Below are 20,136 nucleotides of genomic sequence, written 5' to 3'. Positions count from 1 at the left end.
ACCGTCACCTTAGGCGCAGTAGAGTACCTAACCAAGGTGAGCAGCACTGATGGAACAGCTCTTACACCACTTAGACTAGCGGACCAGCCTTTTTAATTTCATCTGATACATAGTTGAACTTATCGAAGTTCTCCTTAAATTTCGTTGCCAATTCTTGTGCTTTTTCGTCATAAACAGCTGTATCTTCCCACGTTTTACGTGGTTGTAGCACCTCATCTGGTACCCCTGGGCAATGAAGAGGGATATGAAGGCCGAAGATTGGGTCAACGGTTGTTTCTAACGCATTTAACTCACCTTGAAGAGCAGCTTGCACCATCGCACGTGTGTACGAGAGATTCATACGTTTTCCGACCCCATATGGTCCACCAGACCAACCAGTATTGACAAGGAAGACTTGAGCGTTGTGTTGCGTAATCTTCTCACCTAACATTTCAGCATAACGAGCTGCCGGTAATGGTAAGAATGGTGCACCAAAGCACGTTGAGAATGTTGCTTCTGGTGATGTAACGCCTCGTTCAGTTCCAGCAAGCTTACTTGTATAACCAGAAAGGAAATGATACATCGCTTGTTCTTTTGTTAGCTTACTGATTGGTGGTAAGACACCGAATGCATCTGCTGTTAGAAAGATAATTGTATTTGGATGTCCAGCAACACTTGGAATGATCGTATTTGGAATCGATTCCAATGGATACGCTGCACGTGTATTTTCTGTTAAGCTCGTATCATCATAATCAGGCTTGCCGGTGACGTCACTTTGAACAACATTCTCTAGTACCGCTCCGAAACGAATGGCGTTCCAAATTTGTGGTTCTTTCTCATACGATAGGTTTACACATTTTGCGTAGCACCCACCTTCAATGTTAAAGACACCATTATTAGACCAACCGTGCTCATCATCTCCGATCAAGTAACGGTTAGGATCAGCTGAAAGCGTTGTCTTACCCGTGCCAGAAAGCCCGAAGAATAACGCAACATCACCTTCTTTACCTGCATTGGCAGAACAGTGCATCGAAAGAACATTTTGCTCCGGCAGCAAGTAATTCATCACTGAGAAGATTGATTTTTTCATTTCACCAGCATATTCAGTACCACCGATGAGAACGATTCTCTCTTCAAATGAGACCATAATAAATGTTTCTGAATTCGTACCATCAACAACAGGATCCGCTTTGAATTCTGGAGCAGAAACGATTGTGAATTCAGGAGTAATTGTTTCTAACTCTTCTTGTGTTGGACGAATGAATAATTGACGTGCAAAAAGGTTGTGCCAAGCAAATTCATTAATGACTTGGATTGGTAAGCGATAGCTTGAATCAGCACCAGCATACGCGTGAGAAACAAACACTTCATCTTTCTCTTTTAAGTGATCAAGTACTTTTTTATAAAGTTTTGAAAATGTTTCTTTATCAATCGGCTGGTTGACAGAGCCCCAATCAATTTTGTCTGATACAGAAGCTTCGTCTACAATAAATTTATCTTTAGGGGAACGACCAGTGTATTTTCCTGTTTCAACGTTTAAGGCACCACTTTCAGTCAAGACCCCTTCATTTCGCATTAGTGACTTTTCGACTAACTTTGAAATCGGTAAGTCTAAAAGAACATTCTCTCCGCTTAAAATTTGGTCTAATTCAGTCCCAAAGCTAACTGTACTCATTTGCAACAAAACCCTTTCTTTTTAAGTATATTTTAATTTTATCATTGGTTAATTTTTGCTGTGCTTTTACTGTTGAAAATAGTATAACACATTAAAAATAATAGTCTATACTATTTTTATAAATTTCTTAAGTTATCACTAGTTCGTGCGAGGAGATTGTTAGATATAATATGAAGGAATGAAAACGAGTGTGTTATAAATGTACAAATGAATAAATAATAAAGGCTACTTTACTTGTCCCTTTTAGTATGTAACAATTGCTTGTTTAAGGCTTCTAGGTCGTTTTTGGTTACCGAAAAAGCGGCACCTGCATAGCATATGGAAGAAAGGGAGGGAACCTATGCTATGCCAGAAATAACAATGATGGATCTAGCAACAGTAGCGGCTGTTGTTGCTGCGCTTGTAACGGTTGTTGGGAATGCCTTTTCGATTGATAAAAAATATCGAGCGCTACTAGCGATCTTCTTTGCGATGATATTATGGTTTATTCCTCGTGAGTGGGGAAATGAAGTGCTAACAGCGTTAGTGATTGGGTTAACCGCAAGCGGGGTATATAGTCAGGTAAAGCCTAGGGATAACCAAAATGAACTATTGCGACTGCAAATGCGCGAGGAAGAACGTCAAGAGCAGGAAAATAGAAGGAATAACACACAGGATACGCCGTATTAACAGCTTGGTTGTGTACCATACATGGAAACAAATAGCGATGTCAACCGTCATTGGTTGACATCGTCTATCATCTACGTTATGATATGTCGCGAACGGATACTCTTATCCCGAGTAGGTGGAGGGACAGGCCCGAAGAAACCCAGCAACCAACACCAATAAAAAATGGTGAAAAGGTGCTAACCTGCAAGGCGTAGCCTTGATCGATAAGAGGTGAAAGGTGAATGGACCAACCCTTTTCCTCATTGATGGAAAAGGGTTTTCGTGGTTATACATGTTCAGTTCATACTCACAATAGTGGGGGGAATGAGTGCCGTATCAAATTTTAGCATAGTAGACAAATTGCTATTTCATGATAAGAGTAGAACAAGCCGTTTTTGTGAACACTTTTATGTAAATAGTCGATTTTGTCGGTGTGCGAAGGAGGATACTTATCATGGTAGAAAGAAGTCGTCGTTTATTTACATCAGAATCGGTAACAGAGGGGCATCCGGATAAGATTTGTGACCAAATTTCTGATGCGATTCTTGATGAAATTTTAAAAAAGGATCCGAACGCCCGCGTGGCATGTGAAACAACGGTCAGCACAGGGTTAGTGCTTGTGTCTGGTGAAATCTCAACGTCTACATATGTTGATATCCCGAAAGTCGTTCGTGATACAGTGAAGAACATTGGGTACACACGAGCGAAGTATGGATTCGATTCAGAAACGTGTGCGGTATTAACATCAATCGATGAGCAGTCAGCAGATATTGCTCAAGGGGTTGACCAAGCGTTAGAAGCACGTGAAGGTCAAATGACTGACGATGAAATTGAAGCGATTGGTGCCGGTGACCAAGGCTTAATGTTTGGTTATGCCAATAATGAAACGGATGAATTGATGCCATTACCGATTTCGCTTGCTCATCGACTCGCACGTAAGTTAACAGAAGTGCGTAAAGAAGAGGTCCTTCCATACTTGCGTCCGGACGGTAAAACGCAAGTAACGGTAGAATATGATGAAAATGGTCAACCATTACGAATTGACACGATTGTCATCTCAACACAACATCACCCTGAGATAACGCTTGAGCAAATTCAACGCAATTTAAAAGAATATGTAATTGCGCCAGTCGTACCAGAAGGGTTAATTGATGAAGATACGAAATATTTCATTAATCCGACGGGTCGTTTCGTTATCGGTGGACCACAAGGGGATGCGGGCTTAACAGGGCGTAAAATCATTGTTGATACGTACGGTGGATATGCTCGTCACGGTGGCGGTGCATTCTCTGGTAAGGATGCAACAAAGGTTGACCGTTCGGCAGCATATGGTGCGCGCTATGTCGCTAAAAATATCGTTGCAGCTGGTCTTGCGGATAAGTGTGAAGTTCAGCTTGCATATGCCATCGGTGTGGCACAGCCAGTTTCCATTTCTGTTGATACATTTGGAACAGGAAAGGTTTCTGAGGAAGTACTTGTTGGGCTTGTTCGTGAAAACTTCGATCTTCGTCCGGCAGGTCTAATCAAAATGCTGAACCTACGTCGTCCGATTTACAAGCAAACTGCGGCTTATGGACACTTTGGACGCACAGATGTGGACCTTCCATGGGAGCGTACGGATAAAGCTGAAGCCTTGCAAAAGCAAGCGATGCTATAAGGGCGTCTTAACTACGATAAAAAGAAGCTTGGGGAGTTCATCCTCAAGCTTCTTTTTTAAAAATAGATAAGGGGAGATCACGAAAAGTATGAAAAGCAGGTTCAAGGAGAGCGATGAAATGTTGTATATGATACGATGAAGGTTCAGTAACCTAGCGCTTTGGTTCTTGCAAGCTCTTGTAATATTGCCCCTTCTCAACGTATTCACGGCGAATCCGCGCCATATCTTTGCGGTCTTCATCGGTAAGTTCTCTGACGACCTTGGCAGGACGTCCAAAGGCTAAGCTGTTAGCTGGGATTTTCTTTCCTTGTGGAACGAGGCTGCCTGCTCCGATAAAGGCTCCTTCACCAACTTCAGCACCATCTAGGACGGTTGAACCCATCCCGATCAGTGCATTTTTACGAAGGGTACAGCTATGGAGGATCACTTGGTGCCCCACCGTGACATCATCTTCTAAAATCAGTGGACAAAGCGGACTTTGGTGCAGGGTTGAATTATCTTGAACATTGACGCGGTCACCAATAAATGTTGGTTTAACATCGCCTCGAATCACCGTGTTAAACCAGATGCTTGATTCTTCACCGATCTGGACGTCGCCAGTAATCGTAACATAATCTGCGATAAATGCACTTTCAGCTATTTTTGGATACTTACCGTCATAAGGATAAATCAAGTCAGTCACTTCCTTTTCGCTGTTTGTTTAGATTTGCTATAATTGGTAGATCATTTCTTGTTTGTCAGTAACGTAAGCATAGCAAAAATTTCTAGTGCTGAGTAGTCTGAACTCTCTAAAATGTTCTTGTTTAAAGGGTGCAAAAAGAGAGAGATTCAATTTGAATAGACTCTAATCATTGTAGGAGTGTGAAGGAAGATGTGGAAGTGGGAAAGTACGAAAGCGGATGCTGTGTTTGTGATTGTTCATGGCGCTGGGGAGCATCATCAGCGTTACGCGTGGTTAATAGAGCAATTGAATACCAACGGATGTCACGTCGTCACCGGTGACTTACCGGGGCAAGGGAAGACGCGAGGAAAACGCGGCCATATCTCTTCATTTACTCAATACATGGATACGATCACGGGCTGGTATGAGGAAGCGGCCAGTTACCGTTTGCCGGTCTTCCTTCTTGGGCATAGCATGGGTGGATTAGCAGTGATTCGAACGATGATGGAAAAGAAATTAGACGTTCATGGCGTGATTTTGTCATCCCCGTGTCTTGGGTTAGTGAACCCACCATCAAAAAGTAAGGACGTGGCCGCTAGAGTGTTGCACCGAGTGACACCGACGCTTCGAGCAAAGTCAGGTATTAACTCCGCACTTGCTACTCGCAATGAACAAGTTCGTGAAGCGTATGTAAAAGATGAAATGCGGGTAAGCAAAGTTTCAATTCGCTGGTATCAAGAGCTTGTGAAAGCAATGAAGATCGCAAACCGTTCGACTGAAGCATTCCCTGATGTTCCCTTACTCGTCTTGCAAGCCGGTGATGATCATATTGTCGATAAGTTTGCAGTGGAACGCTGGTTTAATCAAGTCCAGCTATCAGATAAATCATACAAAGAGTGGGACCAGTTATATCATGAGGTATTCAATGAACCTGAGCGTGACGAGGTCTTTCGGTTAACGAAATCATTTATTGAGTTAAGGAAATAGATGGAGTAGTAATCGTTTGTTTTGATGAAACCACTGTGGTATTTTACTAGCAACATTGGTCTTAAGATCGTGAGGAGAAGGAGGGTGCTATTTGAAAGTACCAAGTCAACCGTTAACGTTACTCGCAAGTGTCTATCGACATGTGATCCCATCTGTCCATCATTACTTGAATGGTTGGAAAGAGAAGGCACGTGCGATTCCAAATGAGGAATTACGAACACAAGCATTATTAAGTATTGAAAATAAAGCCTTCCATTGTGAAGGCGGTGGTATCTATGGCTTGCTAGCAAAAGAGGAAAATGATAAGGTGATTCGTTTTATTGTCGCTTATCAAACAATCAGTGATTATCTAGATAACTTGTGTGACCGCAGTACATCGTTAGATCCAACTGATTTTCGAGCCCTTCACGATTCTATGCTCCATGCGCTAACACCAGGGGCAGAGCCTGTGAATTATTATCGCTACCGGGATGAACAAGATGATGGTGGTTACCTCGAGTCGTTGGTCATGACTTGTCAGGATGTTCTGCAATCGTTGCCTTCCTACGAAAAAATCGCCGCATCACTCAAAGAGCTCGCTGGGTATTATTGTGATTTACAGGTCTATAAGCACGTGAAAAAAGAGGACAGGGTTCCACTTTTGGAAGAATGGTTTGAAAAGCATAAGTCTCAGTTGCCGGAAATGACTTGGTATGAATTTTCGGCTTGTGCAGGGTCGACGTTAGGAATTTTTTGCTTAGTCAGTTATGCCGTTGATGAACATTTGACAGTAGAAACCGTAGCGAATATCAAGGACGGTTATTTTCCTTGGGTCCAAGGCTTACATATTTTATTGGATTATTTTATTGACCAAGAAGAGGATCGCGAAGGAGGAGACTTAAACTTCTGCTTCTATTATGACAGTAAGCAGGAGATGATGGACCGCTTTCAACAGTTTAAGCAGCAAGCTGATGCGAGCATTGCGAAGCTGCCAGATCGGAAATTTCATACAATGATTAATAAAGGATTACTTGCGATCTATTTAGCAGATGAAAAAGTTCGCAAGCAAGAAGATGTCCGTGACCTGTCGAAACGAGTCTTACGTCTTGGTGGAACATCATCGCTGTTTTTCTACTTAAATAGCTGGGTGTTTCGTCGCGTGAAGTAATACGCTACAGTCATGAATAGGATGAATAGAGGCGATGAAGGACATTCTTTCGTATGTGGAGCGAGGGAGTGTCCTTCATTGGGTGTATGAAGGACAACTAAGGGTGAAACCGGAGCTGAAATGTCCTTCATTGGGTGTATGAAGGACAACTAAGGGTGAAACCGGAGCTGAAATGTCCTTCATTGGGTGTATGAAGGACAACTAAGGGTGAAACCGGAGCTGAAATGTCCTTCATTGGGTGTATGAAGGACAACTAAGGATGAAACCGGAGCTGAAGTGTCCTTCATCAGGGTTATGATGGACAACCACGGGCGAAACTGGACTTCTGTCAAGAAAGTGGACTCTTTTAAGAGAGAAGTTTTTTATCAAAACCCTAAAATATGAGGGATTCTATTCAATTTTATAAGAGAACCTTTTGTCGATAATTTTTAAAACTATTTCTTATGACCCGATATTAGGGTGGTGCTTGTGATCCGTAACTTGACATGGAGCCTCTGCGGGTATGTTTTCCGAGCCACGAAACCACCTGATTCATTACCTGGTAGCTCGCCCGAAAGGCTAACATACCCGCCACTCCACGTAAAGTTACTTGGATATCCAAACAAGCTTTTATGCGGCTTTATTGCCTTGAGTTGGGGGATTTCCTGCTCGGCAATTTCTTTCAAACTCATTTGGAGATACAAAACCTATCGTTGAATGACTTCTTCTTTCGTTATAAAAACTCATGATGTATTTCCAGATTGCATTGTTTGCCTCTTCTCGACTAACAAACTTACGCCGGTATATTAATTCTTTTTTTAGCGTGGCGTAAAAAGACTCCATACACGCGTTATCATAACAATTCCCTTTACGGCTCATGCTAATTTGAATGTTATATTCCTGTAAGCGTGAAATGTATTCTTTCGAAGTATACTGGCAGCCACGATCAGAATGGTGAATTAAATTTTCTGAAGGATTCCTTGACTGGATCGCTCGATTTAGAGCTTTTAAAGGTAACTCTTTTGTCATGACTTTATCCATACTCCATCCAACAATTTTACGTGAATATAAATCCATAACCGTTGCTAAATACAACCATCCTTTCAAAGTCCAAATGTAAGTAATATCTGTCACCCAAATACGATCTGGTTGATCTGCATGAAACTCACGATTTAGTAGATTAGGGTAAATAGGATTACGATGATTAGAGTCTGTAGTCATAACAAATCGCTGTTCAGGAATCGCACGTAGTCCCATCTCAAGCATATATCTTCCAACGGTTCTCTCGGCTAAATGAATACCTTTTTTATGTAGTTCTCTAGTTATTCTAGGGCTCCCATATACTTCACGATTCTGAAAGAATAGACTGCGAATTATAGCCATCAACTTCTTTTTCTTTTTCTCTTGATTACTCTCTTCTTTTTTAAGCCACTTATAATAACCACTCTTAGAAACCTTTAATACTTCGCACATCTTCACTATCCGAAATTCTTTTCGATGGTTAAACATAAACTCGAAAATTACTTCTGGCCTTTCATGAAGATGTGCGCCGCCTTTTTTATGATTTCATTTTCCTCCTTTAATTCATTAATTTGATCCATTAATTCTTTCTCGCGTTGTCTAAACTCACTTGGAGTAATATAACCTGTTTCCTCTTGATTTGCCTTTTTCTTTTCACGGTAATTCTTAATCCAACGAGATATTGTCTTAGGTGATAAATCCATTTCTCTAGCTACATTTGATGCTTTATTCCGTTCATCTACAACTAACTTAGCAACATATTCTTTAAATTCTTCATCATAAGTTCTAGGCATATTAACACGCTCCATTTAGATACTTGTTTTACAAGTCTCTCCAATGCGTGTCCACTTTATAGTCTATATTCAAAACTGGAGCTGAAATGTCCTTCATCGAGTTTATGAAGGACAACTAAGGGTGAAACTGGAGCTGAAGTGTCCTTCATCGCCCACAACGCCACATCGCCCACAATGCCTACAATAACTCCAACCTAATGAGTGACAATAATCTTCATCCTGAGCATCACTACCGATACTCTGGTAACATAACAAAAAACGTCGTTCCTTTGCCTCGCTTGCTTTTAATCCGGATGGACCCGTTCATTGCTTTAATAATGTTGAAAACAACCATCATGCCTAACCCAGTCCCTGTTTCTTTCGTTGTGAAGTATGGTGTTCCAATTCGTTTAATCTCCCCATTAGACATCCCAATCCCATTATCTTTAATTTCGGTAATCACTTGATGGTTATCGTGATATACATTAAATTCTAATCTTCCGCCATCAGGCATCGCTTCAATTGCATTCTTTCCAATGTTAATCAGACATTGGCGTAGTTTATGTGGGTCGTATTGTACCTCATAAGTATCCGCTTTAAAGCTTGTAACGACCTCTACCTGATTGTTTGACGCATAAGGTGATAAAATCGATTGAATTTGCTTAATATCATCCACTAAATTGTTACACTTTTCATCATGTTTGCTTGGCTTTGAAAAGGAGAGAAAATCACCAATGATCGTATCTGCACGATTTAATTCACTCAACGCTAATTCAATGTAGCTGGCTCGTTGTTTTTCTGTTAATTGTCCAGAGTCTAATAGCTGTAAAAAACCTTTTGTGACCGTTAGTGGATTTCTAACCTCATGAGAAATGCTTGCTGCGAGTTGATTTGTGACATTTTGCTTTTCTAGTACTTGGATTTGTTCTTTCATATAGACGTTCGCACGCATTTTTTCGATTAAATATGTAACAAGTGCAATACATAGGCTTTGGATCATAATGTAATTGAGTGAAACCGTTCCACCTGCAAGTGATGTTGGATCAAATTGGTGAATCATGCTTACTAACAAGGTGGAGGATATGAATGAAAGTGTTGATGTTACGATGATGCGATGGTTAGGTGATAGACTTAAAAATTTAGCACGTAACAGTGGGACGAACAACATGATTGAGCAAATAACGAAGAAGTTGATATAAACCCCATCACCACCAAGTGAAAAACGATACATAACAATCGTTATAAACATTGGAAGACTAACAATATATCCTCCGTAAATGGCTCCTAATATTAATGGGATTTGTCGTAAATCAAGGATGAATCCTTCGAAAAATGAAATCGGAAAGCTCAAGCACAACACAATCGATGTACACCCAAGCACAATGATGGGAAAATAGTTAATTTTTTTATGATAGGTATGGTTGTCTAAAAAGAAGATTTGATAAATAAAAAGCGGAATGATGATAAAGAGTACATTTAACAGCAAATGTTGAACCGCGTAATCCAATGAGAATCCCCCCCTAAACGTACAAGCTAGAACTCTAGTCCCTATTCATCATACCAAGTCATCATTTGGCACTGTATAATTATGTAAGTTAATCTAACAAGGAAATAATGAGAAACCCTTGAGACTTTTTTCAAAAGCTCAAAGGAATCGCACATGGAAATAGCAGGGGATGACTGTTGGTTAAAGGAGCAGATAGGGACCGATCAGAGGAACGACGATTGCCACAAACACCGCAGAAGTATTCATCGCAACATTGCCAATGGCACCTTCTTTTTCGCCCCATTGTAAGGCTTTGCTTACGCCTAGCGCTTGTGCGGATGTACCTAAGGCTAGCCCTTTTGCTAATTTACTTTTGATGCCGACCTTCGTTAATAAATGTGGGCCGATGATAAGGGAGACGAGCGCAGAGATGATAACAAACAACGTTGTTAATGATTGTGTTCCACCGAGCGTCGCTGAAACTGAGGTGGCAATTGGAAGTGTTACCGACTTTGGGACGAGTGAAATATAGATTTCTTGATTTAATTTAAATAAATGAGCGAAAACGATCACCGTTAGCATACCAGTGACTGTACCTAAGATAACACCAGAAAAAATCACGACAAAATGCTTCTTTAATGTGTGTAAATGTTTGTAGACGGGGATGGCTAATGAAACAGTCGCTGTGCCGAGCAAGAATGAAAAGAGGCTTGTGCCCTCCAAGTAGGTCTCAAAATCAACATCAGTGATGAGTAGGATGCTAGTAATCATGAGTGTACCGATAATCAGCGGGTGTAACCATGTTCGCTTATGCTTCTGAAACAATACATATCCGATGACATAACTGATCAATGTAAGCGCGACTGAAAAACTTGTATTAGTCATGAAATGTTCCATCATTGTTCTCTCCTTTTTTGACAAAAGTATCAGCAGCAAATGCTGTCACGAGTAAGACAACTAAACTGCTTAAAATCAAGACAAGTGTCAATTTAAATCCATCCTGTTTAAAAATCTCTAAATAATAGAACACGCCGACGATCGGAGGGATAAAAAAGAGAATGATATGTTTCAAGTGGATGTTGGCAACGGTCTCAACCCACTCTAGTTTTATAAATCCTAGGAGGAGTGAAACAAACAATAGCAGCATGCCGACAATACTAGCTGGGAAAGGTAAGTGAAAGGTGGTAACGGTCACTTGGCCAATAAAATAAAAAACGGCGATCAAGGTACATTGACAGAGGAACCGCAACATCAGTGTGATCACTCCTTTATAACGATCGTTCAATTGGGAAATGGCTGGAGAGTGGAAGGTCGATGGTAACGATGAGCATTTTTTGTCTGTACAGAAATCGTAGCAAATAATGAAGTGATTAGGGTGAAAACTGTAATGAAATCTAACGAGGAAATGTTAGGTTCACGTGCTTCAACCTAAAAAGAGGAGACCACTCATTAATAACAGTTACCTCTAGAAACGAGGTGAGCAGTTACTAATGAGAAGGCTCCTCCATGAATGCTGATTATTCTTTGTAGCCATTAACGACAACATCTAATTTTCCTGTTTCCGGGCAAATCACTAACCCATGAACTGGTGTATCTTCGGGAATCAGAGGGTGATTTCGAACCATGTCGACACTGTGGGCAACGTTATCTTCGACTTTATCAAAACCGGTGAGCCAATTTTCAATGTCAACACCCGCAAATCGTAACGTTTCAAGTGTTTCTTTCTCAATCCCTCTCTCGGTCACCTTGTCAATGATCGATGAAGATTTTAACCCGGCCATACCACAACCATGGTGACCGATGATACAGACTTCATCAGCTTTTAATTCATAAAGTGCGACAAGTATACTTCTCATAATACTTCCAAATGGATGAGAAATGACAGCCCCAGCGTTTTTTATAATCTTTGCATCACCATTTTTAACATTGAGTGCATTTGGGAGGAGATGCGTTAAGCGCGTATCCATACAAGTTAAAATAACGAGTTTTTTATCTGGAAATTTTGTTGTTTGGTACTGTTCGTACTTTTTTTCCTCAACAAACCGTTGATTGAACTCGATCATAGAATCTAAAATCGACATAGTTCCCCTCCATTTTTTGTTAATTATAAATAGTTTGAGCGAAGACATAGGGATTGTCAATAGAAAAACGACTGGTGTTAACGTTTTTCAAGAGCAAGGATAAATGGTGGGTTGTTCGTTTGGTTTACAAATTCATAACGGAGGACGTGGCACGATTTTTGGTCAATCGCTGTGACAAATTCGGTCACCGCATCTCGTTCAACTTTTCCTTGCTCATGTCCGTGATAGACGACAAGGACAATAATTCCGCCAGGCTCGAGACGAGCGAGTAGCTGTTCAAGAGCTGCAATCGTCGATGTTGGCTCGGTGACGATCTCTTTGTTTCCACCTGGTAAATACCCCAAATTAAAAATAGCAGCGTTAATCCGCGTTTCTTTTGGAATCAATGTGTCGATTTGGTCGTGACTAGCTTCAAATAATGTTGTTCGCTCCAACACACCGTGTTCCTGCAAACGCTCTTTTGTGTTGATGAGCGCTTGCCCTTGAATGTCAAAACCATAGACATGGCCCTCACTCCCAACGAGATTGGCGAGGTAGAGGGTGTCATTTCCGTTTCCGATTGTACAATCAATCGCAATGCCTCCTTTTTCTAGTGCCGCCTCAAGCAAGAAACGTGCAAATGGGAGTATGCCATGTAACTTCATTAACTTTCCTTCCTTTCTGGGTTGTAGTACTTTCCTTGCCAGCTGTCTCGACGTTTGAGCTCCGCTTCAATTCCGTTTAGTACGTCCCATTTTTTCAAGCTCCACATCGGTCCAATTAACAAATCGGCTGGACCATCACCAGTTAAGCGATGAACGACGACTTTTGGAGGGAGGAGCTCTAGCTGGTCGACAACGAGTTTGATATATTCGTCTAAGCTCATAAATTCTAGCAAGCCTTTTTCATACTGTTTGACCATCGGTGTTCGCTTTAATAAATGTAAAAGGTGAATTTTAATCCCTTGGATGTCGAGCTTCGTGACTTCACGAACGGTTTCAAGCATCATCTCTGGTGTTTCTGTCGGTAATCCATTAATAATATGAGAACAAACGCGAATGCCATGCTTACGTAGTTTATTCACACCGTCAATGTAGCATTGATAGTCATGGGCACGATTAATCAACTGAGCCGTTTCTTCGTGAATCGTTTGTAAGCCTAGCTCGACCCATAAATACGTACGTTCGTTGAGTTCTGCTAAATAGTCGACAACATCATCGGGTAAACAGTCTGGACGCGTAGCAATTGAGAGGCCGACAACATCGTCTTGTTCTAAAATCACTTCAAACATCTCTCGTAGTTGCTCCACAGGTGCATATGTGTTGCTATATGCTTGGAAATAGCCGATGTATTTGCCGCTTTTCCACTTTTTATGCATGTTCGTTTTTATCGTGTGAAACTGGGTGATGAGGTCATCTTTTCTGTCCCCGGCAAAATCACCCGATCCCCGCTCACTACAAAACGTACAACCGCCGCTAGCCACCGTACCGTCGCGGTTTGGGCAATCAAAGCCTGCATCTAGGGGGATCTTAAAAATCTTTTCCCCGAACTGTTCACGGAGGTGATAGTTCCATGAGTGATAGCGTTTATCTCCAAAACGTAAAGGTGTTTGAGTTGTATCCATAATATCCGCCTTTCTTTCATGAGAGGTCTTATTTAGTTATAATTGTAACGGTCTTATCGTACCATAATTTTTCGTTTAAAAGCAGAAGTCAGTCAGTATAGAGTCTGTTCAAAAAGGGGTGTTTTTCCCCGAACAGATTAAACACTTTTTAAACACGCTCTTATAGGGAAAATTTTTTGTGTGAAATTGGTTCCGGATGAATGTTTTTTATAAATTTGGTAAGAATTTTTGAAGAATCCTTGACAGACGTTCGACAAATTCATACAATATCAAGTAATGAGACAAAAGATGTACATACATCCTCATCATAATGTGAATAACGATGACAAGGAGTAGTAGTGGGTAACTAGTCTAGAGAGTTGGCGGTCGGTGCAAGCCAATCAATGAAATCCATGAACTCGCCTTACAGTTGCAAGAGTGAACAGCGAGTAGCTTTTGCCGTCCCTTCCGCGTTAAGGACTTTAAGTGAGTGTATAGATCGTATATACACTAATTTGGGTGGTACCGCGGGAATTAACTTTGTGATCAACCTCTCGTCCCTAACGATAACGCTAGGGGTGGGAGGTTTTTATATTTTATTAGCGAGTATTCGAAAGTTTACATACAAGAATCTGTCCAAAAAGGGTGGTTTTCCTTTTTTGAACAGACTCGTAGCAATGAGCGAAGCCACTACAAGTCATAAGCCTCTAGGAGTGGTTTTCTCCAAGAGGCGCGTAGCGTGCGGAGCCATTATAAACTACAAAAACAATTTCAGGAGGTTAAGCAATGGCATTCTCTCATGAGCAGATTGAAAAGAAGTGGCAAACGTATTGGGAAGAAAATAAGACATTTAAAACAAATGAAGACGAAGGGAAAGAGAAGTTTTATGCGCTAGATATGTTCCCTTATCCATCAGGCGCAGGTCTTCATGTTGGGCATCCAGAAGGCTACACGGCAACGGACATCTTATCACGTATGAAACGAATGCAAGGCTATAATGTCCTTCACCCGATGGGATGGGATGCGTTCGGGCTGCCCGCAGAGCAGTTTGCCTTAGATACAGGGAAGCATCCGCGTGAGTTTACTCAAGCAAATATTGATAATTTCCGCCGTCAGATTAAGGCATTAGGCTTTTCGTATGACTGGGATCGTGAAATTAATACAACGGATCCGAACTATTACAAATGGACACAGTGGATCTTTTTACAGCTATATAAAAAAGGACTTGCTTACGTAGATGAAGTAGCCGTGAACTGGTGTCCAGCATTAGGTACGGTGCTTGCAAATGAAGAAGTCATTGACGGAAAAAGTGAGCGTGGAGGCCATCCGGTCGAACGTCGTCCAATGAAGCAATGGATGCTAAAAATCACTGCTTATGCGGATCGTCTGTTAGAGGATCTTGAAGAGCTTGATTGGCCTGAAAGCATTAAGGATATGCAGCGAAACTGGATTGGCCGTTCAGAAGGGGCTGAAATTACGTTTGATGTTGATGGACATGATGATGCGATTACGGTCTTCACTACTCGTCCGGATACGTTATTTGGAGCAACGTATATGGTCTTAGCACCTGAGCATCAGCTCGTTGACAAAGTAACAACAGACGCACAAGAAGCAGCTGTTACTGATTACAAGCAAAAAGTCGCAACGAAAAGTGATCTTGAGCGTACGGAGCTTTCTAAGGAAAAAACAGGTGTCTTCACTGGTGCGTATGCGATCAACCCAGCGAATGGTGAGAAGCTACCAATTTGGATTGCTGATTATGTATTAGTGAGCTACGGTACAGGGGCGATTATGGCTGTCCCGGCACACGATGAACGTGACTATGAATTTGCAAAAACATTTGAGCTCCCAATCAAAGAAGTGGTTGCTGGTGGTGATGTTGAAAAAGAAGCCTACACAGAAGATGGTAAGCTGGTAAATTCAGAGTTTTTAAATGGCTTAAATAAGCAAGAAGCGATTTCAAAAATGATCGATTGGCTTGAAGAACAGAACAAAGGGAAAAAGCAAATTACGTATCGTTTGCGTGATTGGTTATTTAGTCGTCAACGCTATTGGGGCGAGCCGATTCCGATTATTCACTTTGAAGACGGCTCAATGAAGCCTGTTCCCGAAGAGGAACTGCCACTTGTGCTTCCGGAAATGGATGAAATTAAACCATCAGGTACAGGTGAGTCACCGCTCGCTAACGCAAAGGACTGGCTTGAAGTGGTCGATCCAGAAACAGGATTGAAAGGACGCCGTGAAACGAATACGATGCCACAATGGGCTGGTAGCTGCTGGTATTACCTCCGTTACATTGATCCGACAAACGAGACTGCACTAGCGGATAAAGAAAAGCTTGATAAGTGGCTTCCTGTTGATATTTATATCGGTGGGGCAGAGCATGCAGTTCTTCACTTATTGTACGCTCGTTTCTGGCATAAAGTTTTATATGATCTCGGTGTGGTGAGCACAAAAGAGCCATTCCAAAAGCTGTATAACCAAGGAATGATCTTAGGTGAGAACAATGAGAAAATGAGTAAGTCAAAAGGGAATGTCGTAAACCCTGACGACATTATTCAATCTCACGGTGCTGATACACTTCGTCTTTATGAAATGTTTATGGGTCCACTTGATGCTTCAATTGCTTGGTCTGAAAATGGCTTAGATGGTGCAAGACGTTTCCTTGATCGCGTATGGCGCTTGTTTGTTCCAAATGAAACAGGTGAACTTAACCCAGCGATTACATCAGGACAAGGCTCAGATGACTTCGCGCGTATTTATCACCAAACCGTGAAAAAGGTTAGTGAAGACTTTGACGGGCTTCGCTTTAACGTAGGGATTTCACAATTGATGGTGTTCATCAATGAAGCGTATAAGCAAGAAGAGCTGCCAAGAGAGTATCTTGAAGGCTTTGTGAAGCTAATTGCACCAGTCGCTCCACACCTTGGGGAAGAGCTATGGGAGAAGCTTGGCAACAGCGGAACTCTTGCTTACGCTGAGTGGCCAACCTATGATGAAGCGTATTTAGTGGAAAATGAAGTGGAAATCGTTGCACAAATTAACGGAAAAGTACGTGCTAAGATTGTCATTCCAACAGATGCAAACAAAGAGCAAATGGAAGAGATCGCTCTAGCAAACGAAAAGATTAAAGAAGAGATTGAAGGCAAAACGGTACGTAAAGTAATTGCTGTACCTGGTAAGCTTGTCAATATTGTTGCAAATTAATTGAGATAAATAAAATTAGCTGTCCGTTAAGGTGACTGTTCCTTGTGGACAGCTTTTTTTATTGTTGAGTGGATTTTGTCGAGTCAACGAATGTAAATGTCACAAAATTCGCGAATATTTTTGTATTCAAACTGTTCATAAAGTGGATAACCGTGTGGAGAACATAGGTTTTTGTGAATAAGTCTGTGGAAAACACCTAAAAATGTGCATAACTATGTGAATAGCGGGTGACTTTTTCCACATCAGACTAAAAAGTTTGTCGAAATGTTGATTTTATGCGAACGTGATGTAAAATTATCTGTGCACAAGGTTATCCACAGCTTGTTAATAAATGTAGTTATTGGAGCTGGAGAATCCGTTCACCTGCGGAACGTCCTGCAGTGTATCCTGTTGAAAAGGCAACGGTAATGTTGTAACCACCGGTATAGCCATGAATATCGAGCACTTCACCACAGAAAAACAGGCCAGCCTTCTTTTTTGATTCCATTCGTTTTGGATAAATTTCTTTTACTGATACACCGCCACCAGTGACAAACGCTTTTTCAATCGACAACGTTCCATTGACTGAAAACGAAAATTCTTTGATTTCTAAAGCGAGCTCTCGGAGAGTCTCATGTGAGAGATTCGTATAAGGTGTCGTCGCATCAAGTCCGATTTTCTCTAATAAGAATAGGAGGAAGCGTTCAGGTATGTACCCTTTTAACACATTTTTGATCGCTTTTTTCGGCTCAGCGGCTGCGATCTTTTTCATTTCTTGAAAGACGTCTTCTTTTGATTTGGTAGGAAGGACGTCGATCGCCATCGTTACTTTACCCGTTTTAAACTTTTTGAGTGCTTTGACAACAAACTGGCTGCAACGGAGCACGGCCGGTCCAGAAATGCCAAAGTGGGTAAAAATCATATCTCCTTCATGAGTAATGATCGTTTTTCCCTTTGGATTGATGACAGATAGTTCGATGTTACGCAGGGATAAGCCTTGTAATTCTTTTGACTTAATAAACGGTTCATTTGATGTGATTGGAACCTCGGTCGGATAAAGCTCTGTAATGGTATGTCCTGCTTCTTTTGCCCACGGGTATCCATCACCGGTGGAGCCTGTATGTGGAACTGACTTTCCGCCTGTGGCAATCACTACGGCGTTGGCATCGATCTCCTCACCATGATCAATCGTGACTCCGACAACCTTCTCCTCATCATAGCGAACCTTTTTCACACTTGTATTCGTGCGAATGTCGACACCAAGTTCGTTCACTTTGTTCAGCAATGTATCCACAACCGTTTGTGCTTTGTCACTAATAGGAAACATCCGACCGCGATCTTCTTCTTTTAGTTGAATGCCAAGCGATTCAAAGAAAGAAATAATATTCTCGTTGTTAAACACGGAAAAAGGACTATACATAAAGCGTCCGTTTCCTGGGATATGTTTGATTAACTCTTCGGTGTCCATTCGATTGGTCACATTACAGCGACCACCGCCTGAAATCGCTAGTTTGCGCCCGAGCTTGTTGCCTTTATCAAGCAGCAAAACGCGAGTGCCTTGCTCAGCTGCAGCAATGGTTGCCATTAGCCCAGAAGGACCGCCGCCAATGACTATGACATCATACATGAAAAATCACACCTTCTTTTAACAAGTATCGTAATTAAGGTATTTTACCATAAGTTTCACGTACACGTTAAAGTTTTCCCGAAAACCAACGTCTTTAGAGGTGAATTTGAAAATAAGCTTTGCAGATGGTTTTGACTTGGTAACCAAGACCGAAGTACGGTAAAATAGAAAAGGATCTAGAATGGATCGTTAGCGTTAGTAATGGCCAAAAAGTCAACGGAGATTTTATGTACCGGAGTACCATTTGATAATACTGTGAAGAGGAAATGAGGGAGAGGATGGCTAATCAATACGAACCAACCGTTTCAGAGGCGGTCTTTCCGAGCGATGGTGGTTGGACGATGGACGGAGACAAGCATGTCTTGTTATTATCAATCCCCGAGTTTTCAGAGGTAATCAATCATAGCTTTGAAAGCTATCGCTATGCTTGGTTATATGATAAGGAGAATGATGCCTACATCTTTTGTTTTCAATTTGATGATGGCTTTGAGCGAGCCGTTTTGTTTCAACGTGAACATGCTGGGATTTTATTAACAGAAGCGGCTGCGTATGAGATGTTTACGATTGTGATTAGTGATCAGGCGTTTGATAAGATTGATGAACAAACAGTGCTGCTAGAGCTACCGCAAATAAAAATCACGCGGATGATGTCAGCGGGCTGGTAAGGAGGCGTTATTTTGTTAGGAAAGCGTACGTTAGAGACGAATAGACGTGATGAAATGATTGATGTGACAGCAGAGGTCGAGCAGTTTATTCGTGAACAGAAGATCAATAATGGGATTGTGACTGTATATTGTCCACATACGACAGCTGGGATTACGATTAATGAAAATGCGGATCCTGATGTGAAGCATGATATGTTAATGCGTTTGGATGAGGTTTATCCGTGGGAGCATGCGAAGTATCGTCATCTTGAGGGGAATTCTGCTTCGCATTTGAAGGCGAGTACGGTTGGGCCTTCGCAAACGGTGATTGTTGATGAGGGGAGACTTGTACTCGGGACGTGGCAGGGGGTTTACTTTTGTGAGTTTGATGGACCGCGTCGGCGCACGTTTTATATGAAGGCAATTGAGGGTTGAAATAGCAGCAAGGTCTGCTATTTTTTGTTGGCGTAGGAAGAAATCATACATGAATGAACATAGGCTGAGGTGTAGGTGGGTCCGCTCGACCCTTGCCGAGCAGTCAAAGCCAACCGCTTTTGTAAGCCAAAAGCAGGCTTACAGCGCAATCGTCATTGCCTCCTCTACGTCGACTAGCGTCGCCGCAAACGGCTAGCACCGTTTGGGGTCTTGCTAGGCTAAGGGTCATCATTCTTTTTTTAGGGTGTCCACGAGTGTGGGTTGGAGTAATGGTGAAGCGAGTGCCCGCACAGGGGATTGATGAAATACAAAAAGGGATGCTTGTGGGTCCGCTCGACCCTTGCCGAGCAGTCAAAGCCACCCGCTTTTGTAAGCCAAAAGCAGGCTTACAGCGCGATCGTCATTGCCTTCTCTACGTCGACTAGCGTCGCCGCAAACGGCTAGCGCCGTTTGGGGTCTTGCTAGGCTAGGGGTCATCATTCTTTTTTTAGAGTGTCCACGAATGTTGGTCGGAGTTGAAGTTGTACAAGTGCCCGCTTGAGTGTAGATGAAATGCGATAAGAAATGCC

The 20,136-nt window shown here is 41.9% G+C and carries 17 protein-coding genes, 1 pseudogene, 1 riboswitch and 1 other annotated feature; of the genes and pseudogenes, 8 read left to right on the top strand and 10 right to left on the bottom strand.

Translation table 11 applies throughout. The features are described from left to right. Positions 1-70: 70 nt before the first annotated feature. Positions 71-1,654 (bottom strand): phosphoenolpyruvate carboxykinase (ATP), encoded by a 1,584-nt coding sequence (gene pckA / locus KH400_RS01640; RefSeq protein ID WP_217221430.1) that lies wholly within the window; start codon positions 1,652-1,654, stop codon positions 71-73. Positions 1,655-1,999: 345 nt separating this feature from the next. Between pckA and KH400_RS01635 the strand changes: the two genes are divergently transcribed. Further along, positions 2,000-2,323 carry a hypothetical protein gene (locus KH400_RS01635; protein WP_217221429.1) on the top strand — a complete coding sequence of 108 codons (324 nt, stop codon included), beginning with the start codon at positions 2,000-2,002 and terminating at the stop codon, positions 2,321-2,323. A gap of 99 nt (positions 2,324-2,422) precedes the next feature. Continuing rightward, positions 2,423-2,533, top strand: a riboswitch (SAM riboswitch). 223 nt (positions 2,534-2,756) lie between these two features. Further along, on the top strand, positions 2,757-3,959 hold the full coding sequence (metK, locus tag KH400_RS01630; protein WP_217221428.1) for a methionine adenosyltransferase: 1,203 nt from the start codon (positions 2,757-2,759) through the stop codon (positions 3,957-3,959). A gap of 151 nt (positions 3,960-4,110) precedes the next feature. On the opposite strand, the gene KH400_RS01625 is transcribed toward metK, so the two are convergent. Then, a complete protein-coding gene (locus KH400_RS01625; protein WP_217221427.1) occupies positions 4,111-4,632 on the bottom strand; it encodes a gamma carbonic anhydrase in 522 nt (173 codons plus the stop codon). A gap of 198 nt (positions 4,633-4,830) precedes the next feature. Between KH400_RS01625 and KH400_RS01620 the strand changes: the two genes are divergently transcribed. Then, complete coding sequence (locus KH400_RS01620; protein WP_217221426.1) at positions 4,831-5,607, top strand: alpha/beta hydrolase; 777 nt, start codon at positions 4,831-4,833, stop codon at positions 5,605-5,607. Positions 5,608-5,698: 91 nt separating this feature from the next. Then, complete coding sequence (tbcS, locus tag KH400_RS01615) at positions 5,699-6,754, top strand: tetraprenyl-beta-curcumene synthase (protein ID WP_217221425.1); 1,056 nt, start codon at positions 5,699-5,701, stop codon at positions 6,752-6,754. A 609-nt stretch (positions 6,755-7,363) separates the two neighbouring features. On the opposite strand, the pseudogene KH400_RS01610 reads toward tbcS, so the two are convergent. The 7 genes and pseudogenes from KH400_RS01610 to mnmL form a co-directional block, all read right to left on the bottom strand. Continuing rightward, positions 7,364-8,547: pseudogene (locus KH400_RS01610) on the bottom strand (IS3 family transposase). A gap of 229 nt (positions 8,548-8,776) precedes the next feature. Continuing rightward, positions 8,777-10,033, bottom strand: coding sequence for an ATP-binding protein (locus KH400_RS01600; RefSeq protein WP_217221423.1), 1,257 nt, complete (start codon positions 10,031-10,033; stop codon positions 8,777-8,779). Positions 10,034-10,213: 180 nt separating this feature from the next. After that, positions 10,214-10,912 (bottom strand): LrgB family protein, encoded by a 699-nt coding sequence (locus KH400_RS01595; protein ID WP_217221422.1) that lies wholly within the window; start codon positions 10,910-10,912, stop codon positions 10,214-10,216. Then, entirely contained in the window at positions 10,890-11,264 is a 375-nt protein-coding gene (locus KH400_RS01590; RefSeq protein WP_217221421.1) for a CidA/LrgA family protein, read from the bottom strand. The genes KH400_RS01595 and KH400_RS01590 overlap by 23 nt, the downstream gene beginning before the upstream one ends. 265 nt (positions 11,265-11,529) lie before the next feature. Further along, entirely contained in the window at positions 11,530-12,093 is a 564-nt protein-coding gene (locus KH400_RS01585; protein WP_217221420.1) for a beta-class carbonic anhydrase, read from the bottom strand. Between the two features lie 77 nt (positions 12,094-12,170). Then, complete coding sequence (mnmM, locus tag KH400_RS01580; RefSeq protein WP_217221419.1) at positions 12,171-12,737, bottom strand: tRNA 5-(aminomethyl)-2-thiouridylate-methyltransferase MnmM; 567 nt, start codon at positions 12,735-12,737, stop codon at positions 12,171-12,173. Continuing rightward, a complete protein-coding gene (mnmL, locus tag KH400_RS01575) occupies positions 12,737-13,696 on the bottom strand; it encodes a tRNA modification radical SAM protein MnmL/YtqA (RefSeq protein ID WP_217221418.1) in 960 nt (319 codons plus the stop codon). The genes mnmM and mnmL overlap by 1 nt, the downstream gene beginning before the upstream one ends. 313 nt (positions 13,697-14,009) lie before the next feature. Then, positions 14,010-14,240: a binding site (T-box leader), on the top strand. Positions 14,241-14,461: 221 nt separating this feature from the next. On the opposite strand from mnmL, the gene leuS reads away from it, so the two are divergent. Then, entirely contained in the window at positions 14,462-16,882 is a 2,421-nt protein-coding gene (gene leuS, locus KH400_RS01570) for a leucine--tRNA ligase (RefSeq protein WP_217221417.1), read from the top strand. Between the two features lie 337 nt (positions 16,883-17,219). Here leuS and KH400_RS01565 read toward each other — a convergent pair whose 3' ends face one another. After that, the gene (locus tag KH400_RS01565; protein WP_217221416.1) at positions 17,220-18,488 is read right to left on the bottom strand and encodes a BaiN/RdsA family NAD(P)/FAD-dependent oxidoreductase; all 1,269 of its coding nucleotides are present in this window, start codon (positions 18,486-18,488) and stop codon (positions 17,220-17,222) included. A gap of 278 nt (positions 18,489-18,766) precedes the next feature. Between KH400_RS01565 and KH400_RS01560 the strand changes: the two genes are divergently transcribed. The 3 genes from KH400_RS01560 (at position 18,767) to KH400_RS01550 (ending at position 19,992) form a co-directional block, all read left to right on the top strand. Further along, positions 18,767-19,153: a hypothetical protein gene (locus KH400_RS01560; protein WP_217221415.1), complete on the top strand. Its 387-nt coding sequence runs from the start codon at positions 18,767-18,769 to the stop codon at positions 19,151-19,153. A 12-nt stretch (positions 19,154-19,165) separates the two neighbouring features. Next, positions 19,166-19,567 carry a secondary thiamine-phosphate synthase enzyme YjbQ gene (locus KH400_RS01555; RefSeq protein ID WP_217221414.1) on the top strand — a complete coding sequence of 134 codons (402 nt, stop codon included), beginning with the start codon at positions 19,166-19,168 and terminating at the stop codon, positions 19,565-19,567. A 254-nt stretch (positions 19,568-19,821) separates the two neighbouring features. Beyond that, on the top strand, positions 19,822-19,992 hold the full coding sequence (locus tag KH400_RS01550) for a hypothetical protein (RefSeq protein WP_217221413.1): 171 nt from the start codon (positions 19,822-19,824) through the stop codon (positions 19,990-19,992). The last annotated feature ends 144 nt before the right edge of the window (positions 19,993-20,136 follow it).

The organism is Desertibacillus haloalkaliphilus (genome assembly GCF_019039105.1).
Lineage (GTDB): Bacteria > Bacillota > Bacilli > Bacillales > KJ1-10-99 > Desertibacillus > Desertibacillus haloalkaliphilus.
Note: the sequence above shows the minus strand (reverse complement) of the source record. Positions and strands in the feature narration are given on the sequence as shown.

Bases quoted from the DNA above. Each gene is read 5' to 3' on its own strand.
- pckA (WP_217221430.1), bottom strand. From the start codon at position 1,654: ATGAGTACAGTTAGCTTTGGGACTGAATTAGACCAAATTTTAAGCGGA.
- KH400_RS01635 (WP_217221429.1), top strand. From the start codon at position 2,000: ATGCCAGAAATAACAATGATGGATCTAGCAACAGTAGCGGCTGTTGTT.
- metK (WP_217221428.1), top strand. From the start codon at position 2,757: ATGGTAGAAAGAAGTCGTCGTTTATTTACATCAGAATCGGTAACAGAG.
- KH400_RS01620 (WP_217221426.1), top strand. From the start codon at position 4,831: ATGTGGAAGTGGGAAAGTACGAAAGCGGATGCTGTGTTTGTGATTGTT.
- KH400_RS01595 (WP_217221422.1), bottom strand. From the start codon at position 10,912: ATGATGGAACATTTCATGACTAATACAAGTTTTTCAGTCGCGCTTACA.
- KH400_RS01590 (WP_217221421.1), bottom strand. From the start codon at position 11,264: ATGTTGCGGTTCCTCTGTCAATGTACCTTGATCGCCGTTTTTTATTTT.
- KH400_RS01585 (WP_217221420.1), bottom strand. From the start codon at position 12,093: ATGTCGATTTTAGATTCTATGATCGAGTTCAATCAACGGTTTGTTGAG.
- mnmM (WP_217221419.1), bottom strand. From the start codon at position 12,737: ATGAAGTTACATGGCATACTCCCATTTGCACGTTTCTTGCTTGAGGCG.
- mnmL (WP_217221418.1), bottom strand. From the start codon at position 13,696: ATGGATACAACTCAAACACCTTTACGTTTTGGAGATAAACGCTATCAC.
- leuS (WP_217221417.1), top strand. From the start codon at position 14,462: ATGGCATTCTCTCATGAGCAGATTGAAAAGAAGTGGCAAACGTATTGG.
- KH400_RS01565 (WP_217221416.1), bottom strand. From the start codon at position 18,488: ATGTATGATGTCATAGTCATTGGCGGCGGTCCTTCTGGGCTAATGGCA.
- KH400_RS01560 (WP_217221415.1), top strand. From the start codon at position 18,767: ATGGCTAATCAATACGAACCAACCGTTTCAGAGGCGGTCTTTCCGAGC.